Raw genomic sequence first — 25563 nt, 5'->3', positions numbered from 1 at the left:
TGCAGGTGGTGGTGGTGGTGTGCGGTCAGCGTGAGAGCGTGGCGACGGCCTCGGCGTGGACGCCGGGCGCGGCGGCCAGGAAGCTCTCGCTCTGCGGGGTCCAGGGGCGGCCCTCGGCGTCGGAGATCTGTCCGCCGGCCTCGGTGACGAGCAACGCCCCGGGCAGCAGGTCCGCGCGGGCACCGGCGAACTGCCAGAAGGCGTCGATCCGGCCGGCGGCCACGTCCAGCAGGTGCAGGGTCGCGGGCACGGCCGTGCGGACGACGAGCGCGTCGAAAAGCATCGAGGTGATCGAGGAGCCGACGCGCCGCACGACCTTCTCGTCCTCGTCCGGCCGGGCCTGGCTGGTGGCCACGACACTCAGGCCGAGGTCGGCGGTCTGGGAAACGCCCAGCGGCCGGCCGTCGAGGTAGGCGCCCGCGCCGGTGAGCGCGGTGTAGGTCTCGCCGGTCAACGGCAGGTGAACCGCGGTCAGCACCGGCTGGTTCTCACGCACAAGGGTGGCGGTCACCGCCCACTCCGGCAGGGCGTGCAGGTGGTTGACGTTGCCTTCGGCCGGATCCACGACCCACCATTCGCCGGACGGCAGCGGCCCACCGTCCAGCTCGTCCTCCACCCAGCCGGCGTCCGGGCGCAGGCGCGTGAGGCGGGGGCGCAGGATGTCGAGGGCCGCGTCGTCGTTGGCGGCGAGCGCGCGCATCAGCTCTTCGCGGGTCCGGTAGCGGACCACCTCGCCGAAGCGCTCGCGCAGCGCCGAACCCGCCGCGCGCACGGCGATCGCGGTCTGGGCGAGCAGGTCGGCGTCGGAGGCGGCGACGTCAGTGGTCTGAAGCGTTTCGGACATGGTGGTACTCCCGTGTGAGAAGGGGGTGTTGAGGCCGGTCGGGCCGAGCTGAGCGTTTCTTCTTGCGCTCTGGTCTCGAAGGTATACAGCCCCTTCATTAACCTCAACTGCATGTCAAGCACGGCTAGGATTACTCACACGCAATTGGATTTGAACTTGCTCACTGCCCTCGACGCGCTGCTGGAGGAGGGAAGTGTGGGCGGGGCTGCTGTGCGCGCCTGCACGTCACCGCCCCTGCGATGAGCCGGAGTCCGGGCCGGATCCCGCGCACGACCGGGGATCAGATCCTGGTGCGCACCGGCCGCACGATGCCCCGACGCCGTATGCGATCGCCGTCCGGGAACAGGTGGACGAGCTGCTGCACCGGGTCCACGGGGTGCTGGCACCGAGCCGTGAACTCGATCTGGCAATGTTGGAGCGCACTTTCACACTCCGCCGGCACGATTCCCTGGTCGCCTTGAGCGGCCCCGCACTGCTCGCGGCCGTGCGCGGACAGGCGCCGGGCGTGCGATTGCGCTTCGTCGCTGCATGGACGTGGGCAGTGGTCCCGGCACCGGCGCTCTCGCGCTCGCCGACCGGTTCCCCGCCGCGTCGGTGACGGCGGCGGACATCTCGCCCCAGATGCTGCACCGGCTGCAGAAGCAGGCAGCCGCGCACGGCGTCGAGGGACGTATCCGCACGCTGGAGGCGAACCTGGACGAGCCATGGCCCCTCTCCGGCAAGGGGGAGCCGTACGACCTGATGTGGGCCGCTGCCTTCCTGCACCACCTGAGCGATCCGGCCCGGACGCTGGCTCAGGCGTACGGGCGGTCTGCTCGCGGTCACCGAGATGGACTTCTTCCCGCGCTTCCTGCCCGAGGACGCCGGCGTCGGCCGCCCCGGGCTGGAGGCACGGCTGCACGCCGTGACGAACACCGAGCCGCCGCACGAATGGGACCGGACGCTCACGGACGCCGGCTTCACCGTGGACGCGCGCCGCGCCTTCGAGATCCGCCTCACCGCCTCCCGGGCCGGTCCGGCGTTGGGCCGCTACGCGCAGGTCTGTCTGACCAAGCTGCGCTCCCATGCCGGCGACGCGCTGGAAGCGGATGACCTGGCCGCCCTCGACGCCCTCTTGGACGAGACCCACCCACTCGGCATCGTGCGCCGCGTTGACCTGAGCGTCCGCACGACACGCACCACCTGGATCGCCCGCCGCCCTTAGGCCGTCTCTTCCGGATCTTGCCGGCCCGCGGCGTCCGGCACCGCACCCGGCCGCGTTGTCGGGGCGCCCGAGTACGCCCAGTACACGGGCGCACCTCCGCCTTGCCGATGGTGGTCCTGGTAACCACCATCGTGAACTGCGAGGGCCGGCCCGTAGCTGCTCCGGCAGTGCGGTGAGTCACGAGTCCTGCGCGGCTCCGGTCATCAAGGCGAGCAGGCTGTGGGGTGCGTCGTCATCGATCATCATCGAGTAGAAGCCGTCGTCGTCGGCTTCTACGGCGGCGGCGCGGCTGAACATGCTATGCGTTGCTGTCCGGCGCCGGCACCGATGCGGATCCGCGCACTGCTCTGCGCCACCTCGCCCTGGGCCTGTTCGACGCGATCGACGCCCACCCCTGGGTCGGGGCAGAACTCTCCCGCCAACCGTGGCGGCCTGCGCTGCTGGACTTTTACGAGAGCATCGGCCGCTTGCTGGACGCCCTCGCCGTACCCGAAAAGGCGCGCTTCGACGCGGCCGGCACGCTCGTGAACTACGTCCTCGGTGTCGCCGCCCAGAACGCCGCGAACGCACGGCTCCGCGCCGGCAGCGACACGGACCGAGAGACCTTCCTGGAGAACGCCGCCGCGCAATCGTGGCAGATCGACCCCCGCCGGTACCCGTTCGTGCACGCGGCTGCGACGCAGCTGCGAGAGCACGACGACCGCGAGCAATTCCTCGTCGGAGTCGACATCTTCCTGGCCGGTATCTCAGCCCTGCACTAGAAGACCACAGCGATCGCTGCTCTCGCGGCGTGCTGGCCCACCGAACAAGCGCAACGAGGACCAGCCTGCTGCCGGGCCGTGGATGCAACGACCGGCCCAACTGCTTGCGCAGGTTGTTCTCGATATGCCGGGCAAGGTCGCCGACTTCCTCCGCAACACCGGCCTGGAGCCCGCCGATCCCGCCGTCCTCGACCAGGGCGTGACCAGGGCGTGACCATGCGACGCGGCCGGGGTTATACCCTGCTCGTGACCGCCGTGCCTGCGATCCACCGCCGCCCCTCGACCGCCGCCACATGCTTGACGTCGACATGCTTGATCGCCGTTCCAGGGTGTCGGACACTGAGCCGGCACCACCTGACCCCGCGCGATGCCGCAGACGCGCGACGAACACGGCGGACGTGAGCACCACTTGGTGCAGTTCGGCGCCAAGCGGGTCGGCCGGTCCCGGTCAGGCAGCAGCTCCGGTCAGGACGGCCTTGGCCGCCAGCCGGAGATTCCTGATCATCGGATTCGGGTCGCCCTTGCGGCTGACCAGGACGACCTGGCTGGGGGGAGCACCCTCGATCGAGACGGTGACGAGGTCGTGGCGCAGTGAGCTACGCCGATCGCCGACCGGCAGCACGGCGATCGCTCTGCCACTCGCGACGAGTTCGAGCTTGTCCTCGTAGCTCTCGATCTGCGGCACGCCGGCCCCGAGGATCCGGTAGGAAGTCCAGTCCGCGGTCTCGAACGCGCACGGCGCCGCCTCCTCGTCGGCCAGTTCTTCCGCGGTCACCGACGCGCGGTCGGCCAAGGGATGGCCGCGCGGGACCACGAGCATCCGGGGCTCCTCGTACAGCGGGGTGGTGAACACGTCGTCGCCGGCGAGCGGCAGCGGGGCCCGCGCAATCAGGGCGTCGACGCGCTTGTCGGACAGCGCCCCCACGTCGCGGCAGCTCAGGTACCGGGTGGCGATCTCGGCGTCCGGGTGACGGCGGCTCAGTTCCCGTACGGCGGCAGTGATCACCAGGTCTTCAACGTAGCCGATGGCGATTCGTTCGGTCCTGGCTTGTTCACGCACGGCCAGCTCGGCGTGGCGGGCGGCCCGGAGCAGGGCTTGAGCCCGGGGGAGGAACGTCTGGCCGGCCGGAGTGAGCCGGGCGCCCTGGGGTACGCGGTCCAGCAGGCGCGCGCCGAGATGCTTCTCGAGCCGTTGGATCTGGCGGCTCAGCGCCGGCTGGGCCACGCGCAAGTCGGCGGCGGCCCGGCCGAAGTGCTGATGCGCCGCCACCACGGTGAAGTAGCGCACCAGCCGCAGTTCCAGGTCCTGTCCGAGATCGTTCACCCTTCCAGCGTACGGGGCATGCCGTTTCGGAATGACCGGGTTGCCGAACCGGTCTTGGACGGCCATGCCGTCCTGGGCCTTGACTGAGGAAACAACGTTTCCCCAAGAAAGCGACAGGCGCGATGAAGGCAATCCAGTTCCACGCAGCGGGCGGGCCGGAAGTTTTGCAGTATGACGAGGTGCCGGTTCCCGAGATCGGCCCGGGCGAGGTGCTCGTCCGGGTGCACGCGGCGGGCATCAACCCGCCGGACTGGTACCTCCGTGAGGGGATGAAGGTCATGCCGGCCGGGATGAGGCCGGCCCTGGAGTTCCCCCTGATCCCCGGAACGGACATGTCGGGCGTGGTCAAGGCGGTCGCTCCGGACGTGCTGGGATTCGCCGTCGGTGACGAGGTCTTCGGCATGCTGCGGTTCCCCGGATTCGACGGCCGGACGTACGCCGAGTACGTGGCCGCGCCGGCTTCGGACCTGGCTCACAAGCCGGCCGGCATCGACGACGTGCAGGCGGCTGGGGCGCCCATGGCCGTGCTCACGGCCTGGCAGTACCTGATCGATCTCGGCCACGACGTGCCGTCTCCTTTCACCGGCCAGGTGCACCAGCCGGTCCCGATCACGCCAGGGATGACCGTGCTGGTCAACGGAGCCGCCGGTGGAGTGGGCCACTTCGCGGTGCAGCTGGCGAAATGGAAGGGGGCACACGTCATCGCGGTGGCCTCGGGCCGGCACGAGCAGTTCCTGCGCAAGCTCGGCGCCGACGAGTTCATCGACTACACCAGGACGCAGCCAGCGGACGTGGTCAGCGGTGTCGACCTGGTGATCGACACCGTCGGCGGCCCGGACAGCTCACGCTTCCTGACCGTGCTCAAGCGCGGCGGCACCATGCTTCCGGTGTTCTTCGCCCAGTACGACCCGGAAGAGACAGCGAGCCTGGGCATCACCGTCTCGAACATTCAGGTGCGTTCCAACGGCCCCCAGCTCGCCGAGATCGGGCGCCTGCTCCACGAGGGCAAGCTCCACGTCGGGGTGGACAGCACCTACCCGCTGGCCGAGGCGGGCAGCGCACACACACGAGCGGCGCAGGGCCACATCCAAGGCAAGATCGTGCTGACGGTGGTCTCGTGATCGCCGAAATCCAGCAGGTGGTGGCGAACTACGCCCACGCCCTGGATGAGCTGAATGTGCCCGAGCTGGAAGCGGTCCTGACCGAAGACACCACCTGGACCTTCACGATGCCCGGACAAGGAGTGCTCGGCCCGGTCGCCGGACGTGCGGCGGTGCTCGACTTCATCCGTGACGGGCACACGGCCCAGACCGGAAGGGCGCGGCACAACCTGGGCAATGTCGTGGTCACGACGACGGACACCGCCACCGCTGAGGTACGGGCCTATCTGGTGCAGACGCGGAACACCGGCGAGAGCATCCAGATGATTTCGACCGGGGTCTACATGTTTGGCCTGGTCCGTTCCGACGGAGGGTGGCGGATCTCCGAGCTCACCCTGACGCTGGACAACGCCTTCTAGAGGGGGCCAGGCAGTGTGTCCGGCGGATCATCGGGTGTCTGCCCGCGGCGCACGGCCCTCTGCAGGGAGATGGTCAGCAGGTAGGCGACGAATACCGCCAGGTGCGCCGCGGCGGCCTGCGAGGTGCCCGGAACACGGGAGCAGGTTCGCCGCGGGTGGCCTTCGCATCCCGGACGGAGAGGGGGTTCTGTGGGCAGGGACACCGGGGCGAGCCCGCGCACCGGCATTCCCTGGCGCTACCTGCCGCACGACTTCGCGCCGGGGGAGACGGTCTACGGGTACTTCGCCGCATGGCAGAAGGACAGCATTTTCGACCGGCTCAACGGTGTGCTGCGGCGACTGGTCCGTGAGGCAGAAGGCCGCGACGTCGAACCGACCGCCTGCGTACTGGACGCTCAGAGCGTGGAGACCTCCGCCAACGTGCCCGCAGCCGTACAGGGCATGGACGCGGGCCAGGAGATCGCAGGCCGCAAGCGCCACCCCGCCCCTGGACGTGCCTCGACGGTGAGGCGTCAGCCCCCGTCAAAGCCGCGGAAGGTCCCTGACCCGTCAGCGGCATCGGCGAAGTCCGCAAAGTCCATGTTGGCGATGCTGAGGTTGGCAGCCACGTCCGGAAACCACTGAACCGGAACCCTGAACGTTCGCCCAGGTTCGTCCGAGAGGTCCACGGCCAGAACCGGGTGGCCCGGATCATCCATCGTGGTCGCGTCCGCCAGGAACACGTAGACGATCTGGTCGTCCTCTTCCGCGGCGGCTTCTTCGTCCAGGAGTACCTGGACATCCACGCCGGCGAAGCGAAGGTCGCTGACGTACGTGGCATGGGGATACTCGCCCGCGGCGTCGAGTGCGGCACGAACCGCATCCCAGGCTCCCTCGTCACCGAAGTCGGTGCGCAGGACAAGCGAAGTCAGATCATCAGGATGAGGCAGGGACATGAACCCGATCCTCTCACCCGACGCCGACATCGACCGTCGCCAAGGTCAGGGCACCCCGATCGCGTCGACGTGGGCTCCCGGACCTGACCGGCTGATCGGCATGACCCAACACCCCCACCGCGACGGTCCGGGCAGGGCCGTCCTGCGTGTCCTGGCCGACGGACGCTGGCCGGCCTCCTGAAGGGCGCCGATCGCCAACTCCAGGACACGTTGCGTGGGATCCGGCCCCGTCCGCACCGACAGGTCGTCCTCCGTGCGCCGCACGATGCGCGTGCGGCCCGCGTCAACTACGGGCCCTTCCCGCGGTCTTGTCGGATGATCACAAGTTCCGCGATGGGCGGTCGGCTCCGGGCTACGCTCCCCACTCCGGGTTCCCCGGCACCTGCGCCATACGGGAAACCACGCCGAACGCCCGGGCCTGCCATGAGATCGCCGCCCGCCCGCGGTTGCCCCGCCCCGCACTCCCTCTGATGGAAAGCCCTGCCCTGTTGACCCTGGCCGCCGAACACCCGACCACCGCCCCGCCGCTCGCCACATACGGCGCCGTACTGGGCAGCCGACACGTTGTCCGCCTGCTCGGCGGCACTCTGATCGGGCGCCTGCCCAACTCCATGGTTCCGGTGGGGCTCGTTCTGTGGATCACCGGCGGCGGGGGGTCGCTGGCCTTCGCCGGAATGCTCGCCGCCCTCTACGGACTGGCGTCCGGGCTGTCCCAGCCGGTCAAAGGCAGGCTGATGGACCGCTACGGTCAAACCCGTGTGTCAACACCGGCGGTGCTGCTCAACGCCAGCTGCCTGGCAGCACTCCCCTTGATCAGGGCGGGCGGGCACCCCGCGGCGGTGACCGCGGTGGTCGGGCTCGCGGGTCTGGTCACACCGCCGCTGGAGGCAGGGCTTCGGGCGCTTTGGCCGACGGTCCTGCCTGACTTCGGGCGGCGCCGAGTCGTCCAAGCCCTCGACACCGGCTCGCAGGGACTCCTTTACATCGCCGGCCCCCTGCTCGCCTCGTGGCTGGCGACCACGCACGGGCCCGACACCGCCTTGGCCGCGACCGCCGCCCTCGGGCTAGTGGGCACGGCGGTGGTCCTGACCGCCGAACCGTCGCAGACCTGGCATCCTGCCGTCGGGGTGACGGAAAGAGGACGGCTGATGAGCGCCGGCCTGGTCCTGCTGCTCACCGCACTGGCGGGAACGGGGTTCGCGTTCGGAGCGATGAACGTGTGGGCCGCAGGCATGGCGGCCGCCCATGGGCGGGCGATGCTCTGCGGACTGCTTCCTGCCGTGTTCTCCACCGGCAGCTTCCTGGGCAGCCTGATCTACGCCCGCCGGGCGTGGCCCGGCACGACCAAATCCCAGCTCATCACCACCAGCGCCCTGTTCCTCCTCGGCTGGGCGCCCCTGCTGGCCCAGCCCGATCCCCGCACAGCCTTCGCCCTCACTGCGATCCCGGGGCTGTTCTTCACCTTGATCATCACCAACGGCTTCCACACCGTGGACGCTCTCGCCTCCGCCTCCCGCACCACTGAGGCGTACTCCTGGCTGATCCTGTCGGTCGGCACCGGGCAGGCAGCCGGAACCGCGCTTGCCGCAACCCTCGCCGCCCGCCCCGATGTTCTCGCCGCGCTCCCCACCGGCGGCGCCGCCATCGCGCTGACCATCCTCATCCTCGCCCGCCGCAAGCTCGGACCGGGCCGTCGCCTCGGCCGCCACCGGCGTCCCCGACAACAAGGACATCCTCTCCGAACGCTGCCACCGACTCGATGGCGAGCAGCGGGCACGCGCTTGCTGCTCCTGGCGTCGACCGGCTGTGAAAGGGCGCGACGCGCCCTGGCTGGTCAGGCTCGAGGGAATGGGCGTCGTCGCAGGCGAGCGCCGCTCGACCACCCGGCGGCCCGGTTACGGTGCCGAACGGACACGGCACTACGATCCGTCCGCGTTGTGCGGGGCTGACGTTGCGCTGCTCCGCGTGCCGGGTGAACGACCCTTTCGCATCAGCCTCGACGCCGCCTTGCGCAAGCGGACCCCGGCCCCGGCCACGAGTGCGGCTGAGACGGGCGTGCCGAACGCGATGCGTCTCACTTGTACCCCCGGGTGCGGTGCCGGGATGTGTGTCTGTACCAGTGCCCAGGAACGGCACGGCCGCCGTGGTCGACGCTCGCCCACGAGCCTGAGTTCGGGTCGCCAAACCGAAGGCGGGTGGGGCGTGTTCGCTGCTGGTGTCCCGGGTCAACGACGTGCCGGGGACGGTGAGGCCGATGGGGAACTCGGCATCGAGGTCACCGCCCGCGACCGTCCACGGAGACAACCCCGTCGACGAGTACCCGGCCGCGCTCGCGGCGCCCTCCGGCGCGGTCGGCGTCGGGGCGGGCTCGGCGTCGGGGCGTGCCATCCCGCAGGCAGTTGCGTGCCGGTAGACGCGCTTCTCGGCGGCTTCGCCGAGGTTGTGCCACGAATGCCCTCGGTCAGCGACCTGGACGGTCTGCGGAGCCCCGCGGGTAGCACCCTCGGCATAGAAGACCCCTGACGGACCGCTGGCCCTCGCCGTACGTTTCCGGCACTCAGTTGAAGATGTCCAGGAGGTCCAGCCGGGAGCCGCCGTCGGCGGCGGACCGGTGTCGCATCGGGCGCGGATCGGGGTAGGTCTCCGCCGCGGCCCTCGCGCGGACGATGTCCGGCCCGCCGCACGCCGCGACCGCGAAGGCGCCGAAAACCTTGGCGAACGCGGCCGGGTCGCGGAACTCCACGCCGAACGCCCGGCCGTCCCGAAGCGGCACCCATATCACCCGGTCGAACCGTTTCCATTCCTGAACCGGCTGGTCGTCCGCGGTCGACCGCCCCTCCAGCCACAGCCGCGCCACGTGCAGCAGGTTCACCTTCTCCATCGGCATCCGCTTGCGCCGCACCCGCAGTTCACGCGTCGTCAGCTCGACCTGCTGATCCTTCTTCGGGTACCAGACGACGCCGATCCCGAACGGCGCCCACAGCAGGATCCCGATCATCGGCCAGGTTACAGCGTCGCTCCACGACCGGAGCAGCCCGCCGTCCAGGAGGTACAGGGCCCCGAAGACCAGAACCCACTTCGCCGTCATCCGCCAGAACCCGCTGCCCTGCCGGTACAGGACCCGCCGCTTCCCCGTCATCGCCATGTCCCCACGCTATCCGCCACCCCGCAGCTCACCGTAAGCGCCCTTCGGTGCCGCCCGGGGCGGGTGGCGTCACCGACGCCACCCGCCGTCGACCTGGTGTCCGGTGAACTCGATGAGGACGCGGCGCAGGCACTCCTCGCGTATCGCCTCGCGTACCGCCTCGAGGTCCGCTGAGGGCGGGTCCCCTCGCCGCGATCCTTCGTCCACCTCTTCACCACGATGAGCTGTCTGCCGGCGGTTTCCTCGAGCACTACTGGCGGGAGGGGGTTGTTCCGGCTGTTCAAGATTCCCCCTCCGGCCAGTGATCCGTGGCTCGCGGCAGCCTCTCAGGCGACGGTCATCGGGGTGTCGCGCAGGGTGACGTTGGCGTGGCTCTCCTGGAAGCTCTGGTCGGAGACCAGGGTCAGCCGGGCAGTGGACCGGAACTCCGGAAGAGTGGTGGAGCCGCAGGACACCATCGTGGTCTTGAGCTTGGCGATGGTCACGGCGAGCCCTTCGTTGAGGTCGCCGGCGTAGGGGACGTAGCCGTCGACGCCTTCTTCGAAGATCAGGCCCTGACCTCCTTGTCCATAGCGCTGCCAGTTGCGGGCACGGTTCGAGCCCTCGCCCCAGTACTCCTTCACAAAGCCGTCCCGGGTGGGGAGTTTCGCGCCGGCCGCCTGGTCGAAGCGGGCGAAGTAACGCCCCATCATGACGAAGTCGGCTCCCATGGCCAGTGCCAGGGCCACGTGGTAGTCGTGCACCAGCCCGCCGTCAGAGCAGATCGGAACGTGGTCGCCGGTGCGATCGCGGAAGGCGTCCCTGGCGGCGGCGACGTCCATGACCGCGCTGGCCTGGCCGCGGCCGATGCCCTTCTGATCGCGGGTGATGCAGATGGAGCCGCCGCCCACGCCGACCTTGACGAAGTCCGCACCGGCCTCGGCGAGGAAGGTGAACGCCTCGCCGTCGACCACGTTGCCACCGCCGGTGGGGATCTCCGGGTAGTGCTTCTTCACCCAGGTCAGGGCTTGCGCCTGCCAGTCGCTGTAGCCGTCGGAGGAGTCGAAGCACAGGGCGTCGGCGCCCGCCTCCAGCAGGGCGGGAACGCGCTCCTGGTAGTCGTGGGTGTTGATGCCCGCGCCCACCCGCAGGCGCTTCGCGGTGTCCACGGCCTGGTTCGGGAAGCGCTTGTTGTCCGTGTAGTCGGACCGGAAGACCAGGTACTGCAGGTGGCCTTCGGCGTCGAGCACGGGGAGGCAGTCGAGCCGCTGGTCCCACAGCCGGGCGTTGGCTTCGGAGAGCGTGGTGTCGGCTACGGCGTGAGGAAGGTCGGCGATGGCGGTCATCCGACCGCTCACCGGTCCGTCGAGGTCGTGGCGATGGGGGTGGAAGTCGCGGGAGGTCACCAGGCCGAGCAGGCGGCCGGAGGCGCTGCCGTCGTGGGTGACCGCGGCGGTGCTGTGACCGGTGCGTTGCATGACGGCGACCAGGTGGCTCAGGCTGTCGTCGGGGCGGACGTTTGTGTCGCTGGTGACGAATCCGGCCTTGAAGTTCTTCACCTGGCGGACGGCTGCGGCCTGGTCCTGGATCGACTGGTTGTGGTGCAGGAAGCTCAGACCGCCGTTGCGTGCGAGTGCGATGGCGAGTTCCGGTGTGCTGACGGCCTGCATGATCGCGGAGGTGAACGGGGAGCCGAGTTCGATCGCCGACGGCTCTCCGACGACGTGCCGCACCAGGGGCGTACGCAGGTTGACCGTCGCGGGCGAGCAATCGGTCCGGGTCCGGTTGGGCAGGAGCAGAAACTCGTTGAACGTCCTTGAGACCTCGGCGATGACCTGTGCCACTCGTTCCTCCTGACCCGTCGGCCGGAACCCGGCTGCCCGGCCGTGAAGGCCGCCCCGTGTCCCAAGACCCGGGCAGGCAGGGGCTTGCCGGCATGGCGGCTGCGGAGGTGCCACGAGCTGCGGCAGAGCCCTGACCTGCCCGTGGTTCGAACCGGAGGCGGTCGTGACCTGGCACCCTACCGACTGCCCCGCAGCTGCGCGAATCTTGTTCCCTTCAACGGTGGTTGACGGTTGCGATTGACTCCTTCCGGTCCTCGGCGCGTGCCACGAGGTGCGTGCGCGGCGAGGGCCGAGTTGCGGGCCGCGCGTACCGAGATCCCGTGTCGGTTGAGCTTCTGCGTCATGGCGTGGGTCGCGATCGGCTTACCCGCACCAAGCCCGGGAACAGCAGTCGGGGAGCCGGGGTGGCCCGGGCGAACAGGGCTCGTCAGCCGGGCTGGGACTCTTCCGCCAGTTACTCCAACAGCTCGGCCAGTTGTGGGGGCTGCAGGACCGGGTGTCGGCCGAACATCAGGTGGGTGTGCTTGTCGCCGCGTTGCAGGTGGTCCGGCGTCAGGTTGCAGAGCCGCTCCTTGGACGGGTCGAAGAGCAGGGTGGTCGCGCCGGCGGCTCGGACGTCCAAGCGCAGCGTCCAGGTCCCGGGGCGCCGCCCGAGTCCTCCCAGCGGCCGCGAGACCTCGGACCACCCGTCACCCAAGGACGGCGCATTCGACCAGCTCAACGGCCCGCTCCGCCAGCGGTCCGGGCGGCCGCAGGGGAGGGCATCGAGCGGGCAAGAAGATCGCAGGACGCAAGCGCCACATCGGCGTCGACACCCTCGGCCCTCCTCCTCGCGGTCTGGGTCACCGCGGCCGGCGTCTCCGACAACGCCCGCGGCATCCACCTGGACCGGCGCAGCGGCTGGATCGGTCCGCTGCGGTTCCCGTTGCAGCCAGCGGGTGGGTAGAGGCGGTCGACAAGATCCAGGAGCCGCTGGGGCTGGGGCTGGGGCTGCCATTTGTAGGCGAACGCGATGCGGCGTTCGTCGAGGCGGCGGGCGAAGGCGGTCAGGCCGTACAGGCCGGTGACGTCCATGAAGGCCAGGTGCCGCATGTCCGCAGCCCACCACGACGACACCGTCACCGAAGCGGGCCTGCATCCCGCCAGCGTGACATGGATGTTCCTCAGACCCTTTGACCTGGTTCACGTAAAGCACGCGGAAATCAGCACTTTCCGGGATGTTCAACCTTATGGTGGCCTGGTGAACGGCCACCAACGAGTGCGGGACGACGAGGGGAGCGCGGTCCGGGTCCTCGCGCTCTCGGACGGTGTCTTCGCCATCGCGATGACGTTGCTGGCGCTGGACATCACACTGCCCGCCGAGCTGGACCCAGCCGGTTTCGAAGAGGCGCTGGGGGAGGTGATGCCGAACCTGTGGGCGTACGCCCTCAGCTTCGTGGTCATCGCAGCGTTCTGGCGGGGCCACCACCAGGTCTTCCGGTACGTGCGGGAGGTGGACGGGACAGTCATCAAGCTCGGGCTGCTGAACCTGGGGCTCATCGCCCTGATGCCCTTCCCCACCACCCTGCTGGCCGAGTACGGGGACCGGCCGCAGTCGGTGGCCGTCTACTCCGGCGCCGCCGCGGCCATCGGGGCCGCACAGCTGGCGCTGACGGTCGTGGTGTGGAAGCGCCCGTGGCTGAGCAGCACTGCGATGCCCGATCCTGTGGCGCGCAACGACGTGCTCGATCTGGCGTCGATGGTGCTGGTCTTCGCTGTCGCCGTGCCGCTCGCCTTCCTCTCCCCGACGGGCGCGCAGCTGTGGTGGGCGGTGCTGGTCCCGGTGAAGGTCGTGCTGGGTCAGCGGGGCAAGCGCCTGCGCGCGGCCACCCAACTGCTCCGCGCCCCGGGCGGCTGAGGCGTCCAGGCACGGTGCGAGGCGCCTCAAGGTCGAGCAGTGACCCACGGTGGGCCGGAGGCTTCCGGAGGATCGTCACTCCTGGCCATGGGCGACTGGACTGTCGACAACCAACTGGCCTTATGCGCGGGTTGTGGTTCTGGCTCAAGTGGACCGTGACTGCGAGTGCCCGGTCAAATGGCGAAGGGGGCTTCCTCTTGTGGCGGGATCGGAGGGTCAAGGGCGTCGCGAAGGCGGGTGATGTCCTGGCGCCACTTCGGGCCGTTGGCAGCTTCGGCCCAGAGCTCGGCGAGTTCAGACAGTTCGGAGACCACTTGGTCCAGAGCGTCGACGGCGAGCGTTCGGAGGTCTGCGGGCAGCGGTGGTAGCGGCTCTGATGGGCCGTACACCGAACACGCCGGCTCGCCGTCAGGGTGCTGGGCGACAACCAGCGCGGCCGCAGCCACCGCTCGTTCGCCGTCGGAGGTATCCAGGTGGTCCGCAGGGTCGGCGGCGCGTTTGAGTGCGCCACGGATCACGGATTCGCGTTCTTCCAATGCTGCCTCGTCCAGGTCGCCCGCGAAGTCGGCGGCGGTGTCGTTGTCGAAGGCGCCGATGTCCCAGGTGCCCATATCTCTCTCCTCCTCGCGTGGCCGTCAGGGGATCTTCGCACTGGCCACCGACAGTGAGGTCAGGAAACAAGACGAATCGATACTTGCGATCTGCATCTTGCGACTCCTATGCCATCCGTGAAGTCCATGGAGGGCAGGGCCCCGCACTGACAGAGCCATCAGTGCCAGAGGTTAGAGATGAAGCCAAGAGGGTGTCTCACGTGGCAAGTTTCGCGAGCTTCTGGCAGCAGGTCAGGGCGGCGGCCAGGCCGCGGAAGGCGAGGAAGTGCGAACCCTTTCGTTCGTATCGGACGGTGAGGCGGCGGTAGCCGAAGAGCCAGACGATCGACTGTTCGATCTTCCAGCGGTACCGCCCGAGGCGGTCGCCGGACTCGATGCCGGGCCGCGCGATGCGCGCGACGAGCCCGCGCTCGCGCAGCCAGACCAGGTGTTCGGCAGAGAAGTACGCCTTGTTGCTGCTCGTCTTGCCGCGATCGACCGGGTTCGGCCCGGTCAGCGATCCCCCCGTTGGTGCGAACGGAGGCCGCGTCGACGATCGGCGAGATCCAGTTCACCTCGCCCCGGGCCCCGAGTTCGCCCAGCACCGCCCGGTGCAGCCGACGCCACAGGCCGGCCTCGGTCCATACCGTGAAGCGGCGATGCGCGGTGGCGGGCGACGTGCCGAACGTCGGCGGCAGATGCCGCCAAGCACAACCGCTGGTCAGCGCGTACAGCACTGCCGTGAACACGGCCCGCTCGTCACACGGAGCGGTCGCACCACCTTGCGGACGAGCAGCGAACGACGGCAGCAACGGGGCGGTCGGCTGCCGGAGTTCGTCAGGAACCAGACGCTTCGATGGATCAGCACCCACGGGACCGGCATCATGCCGCACGAACATCAAGTCACGTGAGACAACCTCTATGCCTTGATCGGTGCGGCCGACCTGGCGGCGTGCTCGATCTTCGCGCAGTAGGCTGCACGGGCTTCCTCGTCGATCTGCCTCTCGTGTTCGGCGCGCAACCCGGTCCGGCCGTCGAGGCCCTCGCGCAGGATATCGGCGTGCCCGGCATGCCGGATGGACTCGCCGAGGACATGGACCATGACGGCGAACAGGTTCGTCTTCGGATAAGGCTCCGGCCACCACGGCACGTGGCCGGGGGCGTCGAGGGGAAGCTCGTTGATCGTCGCGTCCGAGTGTTCCCACGTGCGCCGATAGAACGCGATGATCTGATCGCGGGTCTCGTCCTCGGCCGCCCACTGATCGCTTCCGTCGGAGTCCTGCCACCGGGGCAGTGGTTCAGGGGAAGGGCGGTCGAAGACCTCGCCGAAGTACCTGGCCTCGACGGTGGCCACGTGTTTGACCAGGCCGAGGAGGTTGGTCCCGGTCGCTGTCAAAGGTCGGCGGGCGTCGTATTCGGACAAGCCGTCGAGTTTCCAGAGCAGCGCCTCGCGGTCCCGCCGCAGTCTCCCGTGCAGGTTGTCCTTCGCGAATTCATCGATCATGCGGCATGAGCCTGCCATGGGCTGCTCGTGGTCTCAAGATCCCGTACGTGGTCCGCAACGACTGGCAGAGCCGAGGCCTGGCCATGGCCGCCGCCCTGACCTGCTGCATGAAGCTCGCGAAACTTGCCACGTGAGACAACCTCCAAGTGATTGTTTCCAGAGAGGAGGATCCCCGGCCCGGCTCGCTGATTCCAGGTTGGTGCATGCTGACGGGCGTGATGATCGAGCCGCCCCGGCGGGGCATAGATCCGGTATTTCCACCTGTCGCACTGTCTTGGCAGCGCATCGACGCATGGCTGGCGGAGCATGCGCCGGGGGCACTGTCAGAACTCCGGCCTCCCGCGTCGAAGCAGTCCATCAAGGAAGCCGAGGAGCGGTTGGGCTTCCAGCTGCCTGCAGACCTGAGGGAGTCGCTCCTGTGTCATGACGGTGACACCTCCCTTCTCGGTGTTTTGCCGTGCCGACGGCTCTACTCCGTCGCGGAGATCATTGAGATCCGCGAGATGCGGATGGACATCTGGGAGCCCGACGATCCCGACCAGGCAGAGACCCCGTGGTGGGGGGCCCAGTGGGTGCCCTTTGCGGGAAGTGATGGGGACGAGCAGTTCATCGAAGCGGGGCCAGGACCATGGCACAACCACCTCGGTGACGCTGGCCACGCCGAACAGGCCTACTTTCTGGGGTGGCCCAGTCTGGGTTCCTGGCTTCACGAAACAGCCGAATCCATGGCCCATCACAACAACGAGTCCTGGTTCGGAGCAGTCGCACCGCCCAAGGTCGATGACAAGGGACGCACCGACTGGTGGGACTGACCACCGAGCTCTTGCCGGGCATGCGCTGTGATGATCATGTGGCCCCGATGGTCTGCTTCGCCCAGCGGGCAAGGCTGTTCATCGAGGTGCGTTGCGCCGGGTCGCCGGGTCGCTGAAGTTGATTCAGCCCCGAATGCTCCGCCGCCTGCTGGAAGGGGTGATGCCCTGGCCGTTCTCGGCCAACGGAGGCCACCTGCGGACCCCGCTCGCTTCGTCCTGGTGGGCGCCGGGGACTCCTTCGACCTCATCAGCGTTTACCGTCACCTGGGCGCCGACGCGAACTCGGCTGCCAACGTCATCCACGACATCCTCCGCGGCTCCGACGAAGCCCCAAGCCGCAGGGTGATCCCGTTGCCTGTTGGAGTGCGATGCGCTGTCCCGGCGGTCGGACGCCGCCGGGACAGCCGGTCAGGGCCGCCGGCAGCGGCGGCTCTCACCCGGAACCCGTCAGACGGTGCTGGCCAGCCAGCCGACGGTTTCCGTCGTGTGCCTGCCGTCGCTCCTGGTGTTGGCGTTCGCGTTGACCTCGTTGAAGCGGATCAGGAATCCCCTCTCGGTCACGGCGTGGATCCGGATGCCCGGGGTCTCCGGTCCGTTGAAGGTCTGTGTCTGGGTCACGACGATGACGTCGGACCCCGTCGGGAACGGGGTCGGGAAGGTGACCTGGGTGAAGGTGGAGGTGTTGCCTCCCGCGGTCTCGACCGCGTTGTCCGAGCGGAGTTCGAGCTTGCCGGTCTGAATCATGGTCATGACGCACTCCCGTGATCAGTTTCCTCGCACCACCAGTCGGCGGCCCTTGGCGAGCTGTCCCGGATGGCTTGCGCCCATGCCGTCTTCCATCTATCGAGCGATCGCTATCCGGACAGCGTCACCACCGAAAGTGACGAGGCGTGTGCTTTCGGTGGCTACGAGAGGGGGTCGTTGGAAAGATCATCTCTGCTTGCTCCTTGAAGCCCGACCTGGAACGATGCCTCGAACGGGATCGTTTCTGCGGGAGTTGGCCGGACGTGGACACCGCCTTCGTCTGATCGCGTGCGCCGACCGGGGGCATACCTGACCAGCAGGAAGGCCGCGGGGGAGTGGGTCTGCTGCATCACGACGTGCCGGTGCGGAAGACGTTGTCGTGGGCCGGGCCGAAACCGGGACGGAGCTCCTGCCGAGGGCTGCCGGCCCGGATCCGATCAGGCCGGAATCCGGGGTGTGTCAGGTTTGCGGGTGCGGCCACCGCCCCGCCGTGTCGGCGGGTCGGCAAGTCGGCGCCCGTGCTCCTGCGCCTGTCCCGCACGCCTCAGCCTGATCACCGGTCAACAACTCCACCGGCATGACGCGGACCGCCGCCAGGCCCTGCGCGTGATCGACGATCTTTCAGTAAACCTTGCGGTGAATCCGATCACTGCGCTGGGCATCAAAGAAGAATCTCACCGATAACCGCTACGCCGCGGTGTCCCAAGCAAGGCCGGAGAGAACGGTCGCCAGGTCGAGGTGGGGCAGCGCATGATCGGTTCTCCGGTGAACTCGTCCCCTCGCAGGATGAGATGCCCTGCCCCGCGGTCGAGCCGCAGTGCTGCGCCCGGTATCACCAAACCATGATCACGACTCTGTGTCACGGCGCCGTCGCGTCGCCCCTGGCCTTCGCCGTCCTGGCTGCGTAAGTCATCTTCGAGAACGGTCGTTTGCGGCTTCCAGGAACGCTTCACGACCACCGCCGTCCGGAACGTCGGCCGAGACATAGGAACACCCGCCACGGGAGCGCACGAGCGTTGTGGGGCGTAAGGGAGCGGACGGCCAGGACGCTGGCAGTGGTCGCCCTCGGTCAGCGGTTGTCGGGGCTCAGCTGCGAGGCGGCCGCGGTGATGAAGGCGGCGGATGCCTCCTTGGCCGCATGCCGCCGGGTGTCCAGTTCGCTCCGGTCGATGGCTTTGCGCAGCGCGTACGTGGCATCTGCGGCCTGCTGGGCGGGGACGGCCAGCCCGGGGACCAGGATTTGAAGGCGGATGTGGGGTGCGGTGATAGCGGCCCGGGTGTCGTGGGACCTCGTCTGGGCCTCCAGCTGATGCTCCGTGCCTGCCTCGGCCAGGGCCAGACGCTCCCGATGGAACATCGCCGAGCGATGCGCGTCCAGGGCGGCCGCGAAGTCGGTGACGGCGCCGAGCTGGTCCTGGCGGTGGCTGTCGGCGCGCTCCTCGGCGCGTGCGGTGCGTGCCGAACGGTGCTGGAGGAGCCCGGCGGTCAGAGCACCGGCGAGGGTGCCGACTACGGCAACGATCGAAGGCCATATGGACATCAGGTGTTGGGTCCTCTCGGGGGGTCGGTTTCGGTGGTGAGGTCGGCGGACGACGACGAGGTACGCGGGGGCGGCTTTGGCGGCCGGATTACCCCTGCGGCGCTCCGGACCTGCCCTGGCCGTCAGTCTGCGGCTCGGGTCGGAGATCGGAGTCCGAAGCCATGATCGCTTGCTCCGGGCCGACCGGCACGGGAGATGGCCGGAAGCAAGTACCGGCGCGCTTCCAGAAGTCGGCAGCACGATTCTTGTTGCTGACGGACCGTTCCCAGCGGTGACCAAAAACGTTGCCGGCTCCGGGCGGTAAAGCCGGCCCTCCTCGCTCCGACTGCCGCACATGCCGCACATGCCGCCGAGTACACGCTCACGGAGGCGATCACGTCTCTGCCGATCGCGGAGAGATCCGCGACGGGTGCAAGCGGGAGCTGTACCGGCGCTGGAAGGGTGACGACAAGGGCGGCTGCACCGCCCGCGCTGACGTGGTGATCGCCGAGGCGATCGACGCCCCGATCGTGGACGCCGGTTGCACCCACACGTGCCCGGGAGGCTCGGCGCCCACGTGCATCGGTCGGTGTTCGGGCCGGGGGGCGTGGACGGCACGGAACTGCCGGTCCGGCCTGACCCGCTGCCGCCGGCCTCTCCCGCGGGAACTACGCACCACCCCGTGGTCCGGTCGTACGGGTCCACGACTGAGAGCCGGCCACCCGTGTTCGAGCGCGGCAGCGGACACGGAACGGTTCATCGAACCGAGACCGAGACCGAGATCGTGCAATTTCCGCTACTCACCGGCCCGGTCCTCCCCGAGGACCCTGCTGGGCAGTGCGCGCCGGCGTCGGTGACGGTCGGCTCGGCCGGCTCCCCCGTTCGTGCCGGCCAAAGAATTCTTGGTGTGGACCTTACGCCGCGTCAGCGTTCTGGCTCGGGCCTGCTATCGGACCGGAAGCTCGGCGGCCGAAAAGGAGCGGGAAATGGCAGGAGGACCCTCCCGGAGCACGGGAAGGCCCTCCTGCCGCTCAAGCGGACGCCGGGATCACGGGTCGATGTCGCCGAGGTCCTTGATCAGGTGGGTATCACCCTGGACGACGTGGACCGCCACGTCGTTGAAGGTCAGGTGGAGCAGGCGGACGGTCCAGTTGCCGTTGGGGCACACCTCGCCCGCGCTGGGGGTCTCCGGCGCGGGGAGCAGGACGTTCCGGAAGGTGATCTGACCGTTGCGCGGGCTGATGTTCTGGACCGGGCCGGTGACGTTCTGGTGCTCGGTGCCCTGTCCGGGGGCGATGTTGTTGCCCCGGTTGACACACACGTACTCGGCCTCGACCGAGGAGGCCGTGACGAAGACTGCCGTGGGGGAGGAGCCGAGGCCCGCCACCTTGCCGCTGCACGAGAGCCCGCTCAGGGACTTGTCGCAGGTGACGGCGCCCACGAAGTGCGGGCTCTGGGCGGTGGCGGTCGAGATGGCAAGGGCGGTGGCCGCAATCGTCATGGCTGCGGTCTGCAAGACGCGACGCATCTGGGATTCTCCGTGTCGTCGTGTGGAGGTATGAAGCACCGCAATCCATGTCACGTTGCGTACGTCTTCAATCACGCATTGCGACACTTGGCCCTGGGGGGTCACCCCACGTTCCAGCCCGCACCTGTGCCTTGGAACAGATACACGCGGTAGCGCCCGGGGGCACGCACCCGGGCGCGACTCAACCCCGAGGAACTCGATGCGTTCCCAAGCGCCGGTGACCGGGGCGCGGTAGGCCACAGCCGCCTGTGACGAACCCCCGGCGCGGGCCGCCGCGAACCGGCGGCGGCCCGCGCCGGCTGCCTCCGGCCAGACCGGCCACACGCCGTGTCACGGCGGGGGAGGCTCGGGGAGGCGGGTCCGCCCCCGGTTCCCGGGGGTGTTCAGCGGGCCAGGTGCAGCCGGGTATGGAAGTACCCCGCCGACTCCTTCCCTGCCGGGTCTTCTCCGAACGCGGTGACGGTGGCCACCGCGCGTTCCTGCTCCCGTGGGTCGGTGAAGCGTCGCTGCGGCTGGGTGGTGTCGGCCCGCTCGACGGTGAGGCCGTACGACTCCAGGCAGCCGGAGATCGCCCCGTAGTCGTGGGTGCGCAGGACGAAGGCGGCCACCGGCACAGGGTGGCCGATGGCGGTGAACAGCCGGGCGAAGGTGCGATCGGTGAGGAAGCTGGTGCCGCCGGTGACGGTGATCAGGCCCGTCCCGGCGAGCGAGCCGCGCAGCTGCTCCTCCGGCTCGGTGCGCTCCAGGTCCACGCAGTGCCCTTCGTCGAGCAGCCCGACGGCCACGGCGTAGTCCAGGGCGGGGCGCGAGACGTCGATGCCGATGGCCCGCACGGCGTCGGGGCGGCGGCGGACCGCGTAGAAGTCACGGTCGCGGTCGGCGAGTTCGGCGGTGGTGAGTTCGGCCGCACGGGCCGAGGTGTAGTGGGCGAAGAGTTCGTCGAGGGTGACGTCGTGGTTGAGGAGGGCGGCGTTGATCCCGTAGGAGCAGCACACGTCGAGGACCGTACGCCGCCCCGGTTCGAGTTCGGCGGCAAGCGCGCGGAAGACCGGCTGGGCGTGGCCCGGGGTCTGGTACTCGTACGGCCCCAGGGCGGTGAAGTACCCGCGGGGGTCGGGGAGGGCGTAGACGTTGTCGAAGCTGGTCATGCCGACGGGGGTCATCGGGGTGCGCCTCCATGGCGATCGGCGGGAGTGGGGCGGGGCACGGGTACCCAGTCGTATCCGGCCACGCGCCGACGACGAAAGGCCGCCGATCCGGCCACCGGCGCCGGCAGGCCCGGATGCCGTCCGCCTGACGCAGGAGTCGAGCAGCCGCGGCACCCACAGCGCAAGCTGCGCCCGGACCTGTTCCCAGACTGCGCCGACACCCTCCGTGGGTGGAGCCTGACCCGCGGCGGGACTACCGCCGAAGGCCGTCCCGGGTCAGGCTCCACACGTGATGGCCGGCCCGCCTGCACGTCACGTCAGACGGTTCGGTAGGGGGCGTCCGGCACGGCTGACAGTACGCCGCCCCGGGGCAGCAATGCGTGTGCGAGCGGTACGACTGCGGCGGCGTCCCCCGCAGCTCTGGTACACGGAGCACGGGAGCACCGCCGCATCCGCGATGGAGCGGCACCCCGGAGGCGGCATCCGGTGCATCTACCTGTTCCGGGGCTGAGGAGACGAGTGTGGGGCGGCCCTGTGGGGGCCGCCCCACCTGGTTCGCCGAGCGGGTGTGTCGTGGTCTCTTCAGAAGGAGACGTCGATGTAATCGATGTCGGTGACCTCGACTTCGAGCTGGTCGGTGTGGGTGCCGCCGTTCGGGACGGGGCCGGCGGCAGCGTCTGCCGGCTGAGTGCGGCGGTGGCCATCGTTGCCGGCTCAGGTCCGGCGACGATGGCTCCGCAACGCCTTATGGATGCCCCTGCCCCGGCGTGGGCCGCTCCCGCCCGGACGCGGCTCGCGCTTCGTGTGTCCGGGGCGGGCGGCGGTCCAACCGGGGGTTACGTGGTCGGCTGCGTCAGTCGTCGTCCGGCGCCGGGAGGATCCGCACGGTCACGGTCTTGGTGACGGTCTTCTTGACCACCTTGCCGTGGTGGTTCTTGGTCGTCTTGGTGACGGTCTTGATCGTGGTGACCTTGACCCGGCCGTCGGACAGGGTGCGTTTGACGGTCTTCGTCTCGATCTTGATCGTCGTCTTGTTGCCGACCGGGTGCGCCTGGTGGTCGGGCGCCATCTGTACGGCTGCGACCTGGGGTGCCGGTGCGGCCAAGGCGCTGGACGGCAGTAGCGCGCCACCCGCGGCGAGAGCTCCGCAGGCGCCGAGGAGGGCGAGACGCTGGGTCAGGGTGGTACGGATCATGATGGTGCTCCTTGTGGTCGGAGACGGCCCGGGGGCCGGGGAGCGGCCCTTTCCGGGTGGGCCCGTGCCGGGCCCGTGTCTCCATTGGGCCCCGGAGAGCCGTGACGGGTCACCCCCCTGGAACTCGGGGCTTGACGCGTATCCGCCGACGTGGCAGTGCCCCGGAAGGCACGGCCCGGACCGCTCCGGCGGTCGTCCCGCTTCCACTGGGGCGCACCCGGGTGACTGCCCCCGACGGTCGGCCACCTCGTCCGGGCCGGCCTCCTGGTTGCTCTCGGCGGGGAGACCGAGTCCCCGAGGTCCACCCGGACCAGATGGCCGTGCCCGGTGCGAAGCCGTGTACCAGCCGGGTGACGCGCACCGCGGGCCGTGGCCTGCGACCCACCGTGCCCGTTGCCGGTGTACCGGCCCGCCCGCGCCCCGGGCTGCCGGACCGGCCCGCACCAGCTGACCTCTGCGACCGGGGGCCTTGCTGATGACGTCCGGATACCCGCCGCTGCCCGAGCCGTTCGCCGAGGCGTTGGGGGAGGCGGCGCAGACCGCGGCGATGGCCTACCGCCTGGTGATGACCATCTCCGACGCGGTCCGCCGCGCCACCCGGAAACGCCTGACGGGCAAGGAGGATCAGCTTGGCGAGGACGCGGAGGAGATGGCGCCTGTCTGGTCGGCCGACCAGCTGCGAGGCCACCTCGGCGACGACGTCCCGGCCGTGCTGATGCAGGGCGCGGAGTGGCCCCAGCTGGCCTGCCAGCTCGTCGGGTTGCAGCAGACGGGTGGCGACCTGGCCGTGTTCCTGACGCAGATGGGCCGGATGACCGCCGGGGTCCATCAGGCCGTCACCGTGAACACGGCGCGCATCAAGGCGGAGGGCACCGACCGGTGGGCCGGCCGCCCGAAGACGACGATGCCAGTGGGCCTGGTCCGCGACGCGATCCTGGCGTCCCCGGCCTGGCCGGACATCGCGGCCGCGATGGGCCGCCTCGATGCCGCCGGGATCGACGTCGCCCGGATTCTCACCGACGCCCACCGAGCCGGGGTCGGCGTGGACAAGGCCGTCGCCGCCGTCACCGCGGCCGCCGCCAAGGCCCCCCGCCCCCGCCCCGTTGATGGGCGTCGTGGGGTGTGCACCGGGCGTGCGTCATCCGTTTTCACTGGTGCTGGGCTGGGGTGTGGCGGTATGGGGGTGTCGTTTTGCCGGTGGAGGCTGTTGTCGTTTGATGGGTGGGGTGTTTGTCGCGCCTGTGGGTGGGTGTGGCGGAACGCTGGAGGGTGCCGCCCTTGGGCGGGCGTTTCACCGTCCTGTCGGTCGCCGCGGCCTCCGGCGCCGCTTCTCGTACGCCTCCCGGATTCCGCCGGCCAGTCCCAGGAGCACCGCCGCGCCGACCGTCACTTCGGCTGCGGTGCGCAGGCCCCGGCCGTGTACGTCCCCGGCAGCCCGCGGGGAGACCTTGCCCTGCGGGTCGTGCACCACCGCCAGAAACTCGCCCTCCTTCGCAAGCCGCGAGGGGGTGTCCAGGTGTTCCGGGCCGCCTGCGGGGCAGTCCAGGCGGTGGTCGTACGAGGTCCGGGTTGTGGAGGTCCAGTGGCCCTCGGCGTCCATGGAGGACTCCGTCTCGGTGTGCTCGGTGACCTTCAGTACGACGCAGCTGATCTCGACGCCCCGGTCCTCCAGCGCGCTGTGCCCCACGGACGCGAGTGCCAGGATGGCACCGAGGCCGGCGGGGAGGGCGGACAGCGCGATGAGCGAGGCCCCTCGCCGCGCGGCGAGGGCGGAGTGCCAGCCGAGCAGGACCAGTGGGAGCAGCAGCCCGCCGAGGAAGAACCCCCAGTTGCCCAGCGACCCGTACGCCGACTCCCAGGCCACCCCGAACGCCAGGGCCGCGGTCAGCGGTGGCGCGGCCAGCGCCACTGCGGTCCGGCAGAGACCGCGTGCCCATCCCCCATGCCAGCCCGCCATACCCGCCCCCGTGGCTCGTACTTGTGCGCTCCAGGTAACCGCGACGGCACGGGGCACGTAAAGAGCGCGGCTGCCCGGCCCGACCGAGGAGGGAGACGCCTGACGCTGAGACCGCCGGTTGAGTTGATGCTGGCGCAGGCGGCCGAGGCGTTCCGGGCGGTGTGTGCCTGCGGATGGCGTGGCGCCGCGGAGTACCCCCTGGACTGGGACACGGTCGGCCACCGACCCCTGTACGAGGCGGACGTAGACCTCGCCGGACCCCTCGCGGACCGGAACGCCCACCGGTCCCTGGTCCGCTACAACGTGGTACCGCTGCCCAAGGCGTTGGCCGCCCTCCTGGCCGAGTTCGCCTGGCAGCTGACCGCCACGGCTATGGACGTGGCGTCGGCGGCGCTGTGTTCCGCGGGTGTGCTGGATCGGATCGCCGCCCGGGTGGGCCGATAGACCGCCAGTGCGCTGCGCGACGACGGCATGCCGACCGAAGCGGTGGCCACCGCACTCGGGACCACCCGCGCCCAGGCCCTGCTCCTGCTCCTGACCGTGCGACAGGTAACGGAACGCACGAGAGCGTCCGCCCCGCCGGTTTTCGCTGATGCTGCATGACTGGCTGTAGGCGGACCGGGTCAGCTCACCAATTGTGCTGTTCCTGCCATTCTTCAAGCTGTTTCGCGAGGGTGGATACGCGGTCCTTGTCGCATGAGAGGACAACGGAGAGTTTTGTGAGCGTCACGCCTTCAGGTCGCTTGGTGTAGGACCATCGCTGGCCAGCGCGCCATAGACATCCGAAGAATTTCTTGCGGCTGTCGCCGTCCTGGGAAAGGATTCTCTCGGCGGATTCGATTATCAGGATTCGGTTGTCCGCCGAAAGCCAGTTAAGGTCGCGCACGCAATCATAGAATGCGTTCCAGTTCCATCCAAAGTGCTCAGGGAACTTGAGTACTTCCGAGAAGTGTTGGAACGTCGACACCTCGTCAGGCATTTTCTGGCCGTTGAGACGCGCGACATACACGCTTCCTGACGAGGGCAGAAGTTCATCGAGAGGCACGCCACCGCCTGGCATGATGACATGCATCCATGGGGCGATATGGATCGCCGAGATCTCTTCCCGCATCAA

The 25563-nt window shown here is 69.4% G+C and carries 26 protein-coding genes and 4 pseudogenes; 14 read left to right on the top strand and 16 right to left on the bottom strand.

Annotation, left to right across the window (positions count from 1 at the left end):
• Positions 1–25: 25 nt before the first annotated feature.
• On the bottom strand, positions 26–844 hold the full coding sequence (locus OG373_RS01305) for an inositol monophosphatase family protein (protein ID WP_405435255.1): 819 nt from the start codon (positions 842–844) through the stop codon (positions 26–28).
• Positions 845–955: 111 nt separating this feature from the next.
• On the opposite strand from OG373_RS01305, the pseudogene OG373_RS01300 reads away from it, so the two are divergent.
• The 4 genes and pseudogenes from OG373_RS01300 to OG373_RS01285 all read left to right on the top strand — a co-directional run.
• A pseudogene (locus OG373_RS01300) lies at positions 956–1370 on the top strand (LysR family transcriptional regulator); the annotation flags it as partial.
• Positions 1371–1372: 2 nt separating this feature from the next.
• Positions 1373–1591: pseudogene (locus OG373_RS01295) on the top strand (class I SAM-dependent methyltransferase); the annotation flags it as partial.
• Positions 1592–1673: 82 nt separating this feature from the next.
• Positions 1674–2048 carry a hypothetical protein gene (locus OG373_RS01290; protein ID WP_405435254.1) on the top strand — a complete coding sequence of 125 codons (375 nt, stop codon included), beginning with the start codon at positions 1674–1676 and terminating at the stop codon, positions 2046–2048.
• Positions 2049–2353: 305 nt separating this feature from the next.
• Positions 2354–2809 carry a TetR/AcrR family transcriptional regulator C-terminal domain-containing protein gene (locus OG373_RS01285; protein ID WP_405435253.1) on the top strand — a complete coding sequence of 152 codons (456 nt, stop codon included), beginning with the start codon at positions 2354–2356 and terminating at the stop codon, positions 2807–2809.
• Positions 2810–3257: 448 nt separating this feature from the next.
• Here OG373_RS01285 and OG373_RS01280 read toward each other — a convergent pair whose 3' ends face one another.
• Positions 3258–4133 (bottom strand): LysR family transcriptional regulator, encoded by an 876-nt coding sequence (locus tag OG373_RS01280; protein WP_405435252.1) that lies wholly within the window; start codon positions 4131–4133, stop codon positions 3258–3260.
• 122 nt (positions 4134–4255) lie between these two features.
• On the opposite strand from OG373_RS01280, the gene OG373_RS01275 reads away from it, so the two are divergent.
• The 3 genes and pseudogenes from OG373_RS01275 to OG373_RS01265 all read left to right on the top strand — a co-directional run.
• Positions 4256–5254: an NADP-dependent oxidoreductase gene (locus OG373_RS01275; RefSeq protein WP_405435251.1), complete on the top strand. Its 999-nt coding sequence runs from the start codon at positions 4256–4258 to the stop codon at positions 5252–5254.
• The gene (locus tag OG373_RS01270) at positions 5251–5652 is read left to right on the top strand and encodes a nuclear transport factor 2 family protein (protein WP_405435250.1); all 402 of its coding nucleotides are present in this window, start codon (positions 5251–5253) and stop codon (positions 5650–5652) included. The genes OG373_RS01275 and OG373_RS01270 overlap by 4 nt, the downstream gene beginning before the upstream one ends.
• 216 nt (positions 5653–5868) lie before the next feature.
• A pseudogene (locus tag OG373_RS01265) lies at positions 5869–6132 on the top strand (transposase); the annotation flags it as partial.
• Positions 6133–6164: 32 nt separating this feature from the next.
• On the opposite strand, the gene OG373_RS01260 reads toward OG373_RS01265, so the two are convergent.
• Positions 6165–6587, bottom strand: coding sequence for a DUF6924 domain-containing protein (locus OG373_RS01260; RefSeq protein ID WP_405435249.1), 423 nt, complete (start codon positions 6585–6587; stop codon positions 6165–6167).
• On the opposite strand from OG373_RS01260, the gene OG373_RS01255 reads away from it, so the two are divergent.
• Positions 6586–6768, top strand: a complete 183-nt coding sequence (locus OG373_RS01255) for a hypothetical protein (protein ID WP_405435248.1) — start codon at positions 6586–6588, stop codon at positions 6766–6768. The genes OG373_RS01260 and OG373_RS01255 overlap by 2 nt on opposite strands.
• A 289-nt stretch (positions 6769–7057) precedes the next feature.
• A complete protein-coding gene (locus OG373_RS01250; protein WP_405435247.1) occupies positions 7058–8536 on the top strand; it encodes an MFS transporter in 1479 nt (492 codons plus the stop codon).
• Between the two features lie 608 nt (positions 8537–9144).
• On the opposite strand, the gene OG373_RS01245 is transcribed toward OG373_RS01250, so the two are convergent.
• The 3 genes from OG373_RS01245 to OG373_RS01235 form a co-directional block, all read right to left on the bottom strand.
• The gene (locus OG373_RS01245; RefSeq protein ID WP_405435246.1) at positions 9145–9732 is read right to left on the bottom strand and encodes a hypothetical protein; all 588 of its coding nucleotides are present in this window, start codon (positions 9730–9732) and stop codon (positions 9145–9147) included.
• Between the two features lie 326 nt (positions 9733–10058).
• Positions 10059–11555, bottom strand: coding sequence for an IMP dehydrogenase (locus tag OG373_RS01240; RefSeq protein WP_405435245.1), 1497 nt, complete (start codon positions 11553–11555; stop codon positions 10059–10061).
• A gap of 454 nt (positions 11556–12009) precedes the next feature.
• Entirely contained in the window at positions 12010–12177 is a 168-nt protein-coding gene (locus OG373_RS01235; protein WP_405444378.1) for a hypothetical protein, read from the bottom strand.
• Positions 12178–12252: 75 nt separating this feature from the next.
• Here OG373_RS01235 and OG373_RS01230 point away from each other — a divergent pair.
• A pseudogene (locus OG373_RS01230) lies at positions 12253–12441 on the top strand (transposase); the annotation flags it as partial.
• 351 nt (positions 12442–12792) lie between these two features.
• On the top strand, positions 12793–13452 hold the full coding sequence (locus OG373_RS01225) for a TMEM175 family protein (protein ID WP_405443894.1): 660 nt from the start codon (positions 12793–12795) through the stop codon (positions 13450–13452).
• A gap of 173 nt (positions 13453–13625) precedes the next feature.
• On the opposite strand, the gene OG373_RS01220 is transcribed toward OG373_RS01225, so the two are convergent.
• The 3 genes from OG373_RS01220 to OG373_RS01210 all read right to left on the bottom strand — a co-directional run bounded on the left by OG373_RS01220 (position 13626) and on the right by OG373_RS01210 (position 15546).
• Positions 13626–14063 carry a DUF4259 domain-containing protein gene (locus tag OG373_RS01220; protein WP_405435244.1) on the bottom strand — a complete coding sequence of 146 codons (438 nt, stop codon included), beginning with the start codon at positions 14061–14063 and terminating at the stop codon, positions 13626–13628.
• A gap of 158 nt (positions 14064–14221) precedes the next feature.
• A complete protein-coding gene (locus tag OG373_RS01215) occupies positions 14222–14941 on the bottom strand; it encodes a transposase (protein WP_405435243.1) in 720 nt (239 codons plus the stop codon).
• Between the two features lie 20 nt (positions 14942–14961).
• Positions 14962–15546 (bottom strand): DinB family protein, encoded by a 585-nt coding sequence (locus OG373_RS01210; protein WP_405435242.1) that lies wholly within the window; start codon positions 15544–15546, stop codon positions 14962–14964.
• Between the two features lie 5 nt (positions 15547–15551).
• Here OG373_RS01210 and OG373_RS01205 point away from each other — a divergent pair, with 5 nt between their 5' ends.
• Both OG373_RS01205 and OG373_RS01200 read left to right on the top strand, forming a co-directional pair.
• Complete coding sequence (locus OG373_RS01205; RefSeq protein WP_405435241.1) at positions 15552–15680, top strand: hypothetical protein; 129 nt, start codon at positions 15552–15554, stop codon at positions 15678–15680.
• 69 nt (positions 15681–15749) lie between these two features.
• A complete protein-coding gene (locus OG373_RS01200; protein WP_405435240.1) occupies positions 15750–16358 on the top strand; it encodes an SMI1/KNR4 family protein in 609 nt (202 codons plus the stop codon).
• A 447-nt stretch (positions 16359–16805) separates the two neighbouring features.
• On the opposite strand, the gene OG373_RS01195 is transcribed toward OG373_RS01200, so the two are convergent.
• The 6 genes from OG373_RS01195 to OG373_RS01170 form a co-directional block, all read right to left on the bottom strand.
• Positions 16806–17108: a hypothetical protein gene (locus OG373_RS01195; protein WP_405435239.1), complete on the bottom strand. Its 303-nt coding sequence runs from the start codon at positions 17106–17108 to the stop codon at positions 16806–16808.
• A gap of 1063 nt (positions 17109–18171) precedes the next feature.
• Entirely contained in the window at positions 18172–18642 is a 471-nt protein-coding gene (locus OG373_RS01190; protein ID WP_405435238.1) for a hypothetical protein, read from the bottom strand.
• Positions 18643–19669: 1027 nt separating this feature from the next.
• On the bottom strand, positions 19670–20122 hold the full coding sequence (locus OG373_RS01185) for a hypothetical protein (protein WP_405435237.1): 453 nt from the start codon (positions 20120–20122) through the stop codon (positions 19670–19672).
• Between the two features lie 410 nt (positions 20123–20532).
• Complete coding sequence (locus tag OG373_RS01180) at positions 20533–21312, bottom strand: hypothetical protein (RefSeq protein WP_405435236.1); 780 nt, start codon at positions 21310–21312, stop codon at positions 20533–20535.
• 838 nt (positions 21313–22150) lie between these two features.
• Positions 22151–22492: a hypothetical protein gene (locus OG373_RS01175; protein ID WP_405435235.1), complete on the bottom strand. Its 342-nt coding sequence runs from the start codon at positions 22490–22492 to the stop codon at positions 22151–22153.
• Positions 22493–23783: 1291 nt separating this feature from the next.
• Complete coding sequence (locus OG373_RS01170) at positions 23784–24449, bottom strand: hypothetical protein (protein WP_405435234.1); 666 nt, start codon at positions 24447–24449, stop codon at positions 23784–23786.
• Between the two features lie 126 nt (positions 24450–24575).
• On the opposite strand from OG373_RS01170, the gene OG373_RS01165 reads away from it, so the two are divergent.
• Positions 24576–24893, top strand: coding sequence for a hypothetical protein (locus OG373_RS01165; protein ID WP_405435233.1), 318 nt, complete (start codon positions 24576–24578; stop codon positions 24891–24893).
• Positions 24894–25077: 184 nt separating this feature from the next.
• Here the strand turns inward: OG373_RS01165 and OG373_RS01160 are convergent, their stop codons facing one another.
• Positions 25078–25560 (bottom strand): barstar family protein, encoded by a 483-nt coding sequence (locus OG373_RS01160; protein WP_405435232.1) that lies wholly within the window; start codon positions 25558–25560, stop codon positions 25078–25080.
• Between the last annotated feature and the right edge of the window lie 3 nt (positions 25561–25563).

Origin of the sequence: Streptomyces avidinii, from assembly GCF_045161815.1 — a bacterium.
Classification (GTDB): domain Bacteria; phylum Actinomycetota; class Actinomycetes; order Streptomycetales; family Streptomycetaceae; genus Streptomyces; species Streptomyces avidinii.
Note: the sequence above shows the minus strand (reverse complement) of the source record. Positions and strands in the feature narration are given on the sequence as shown.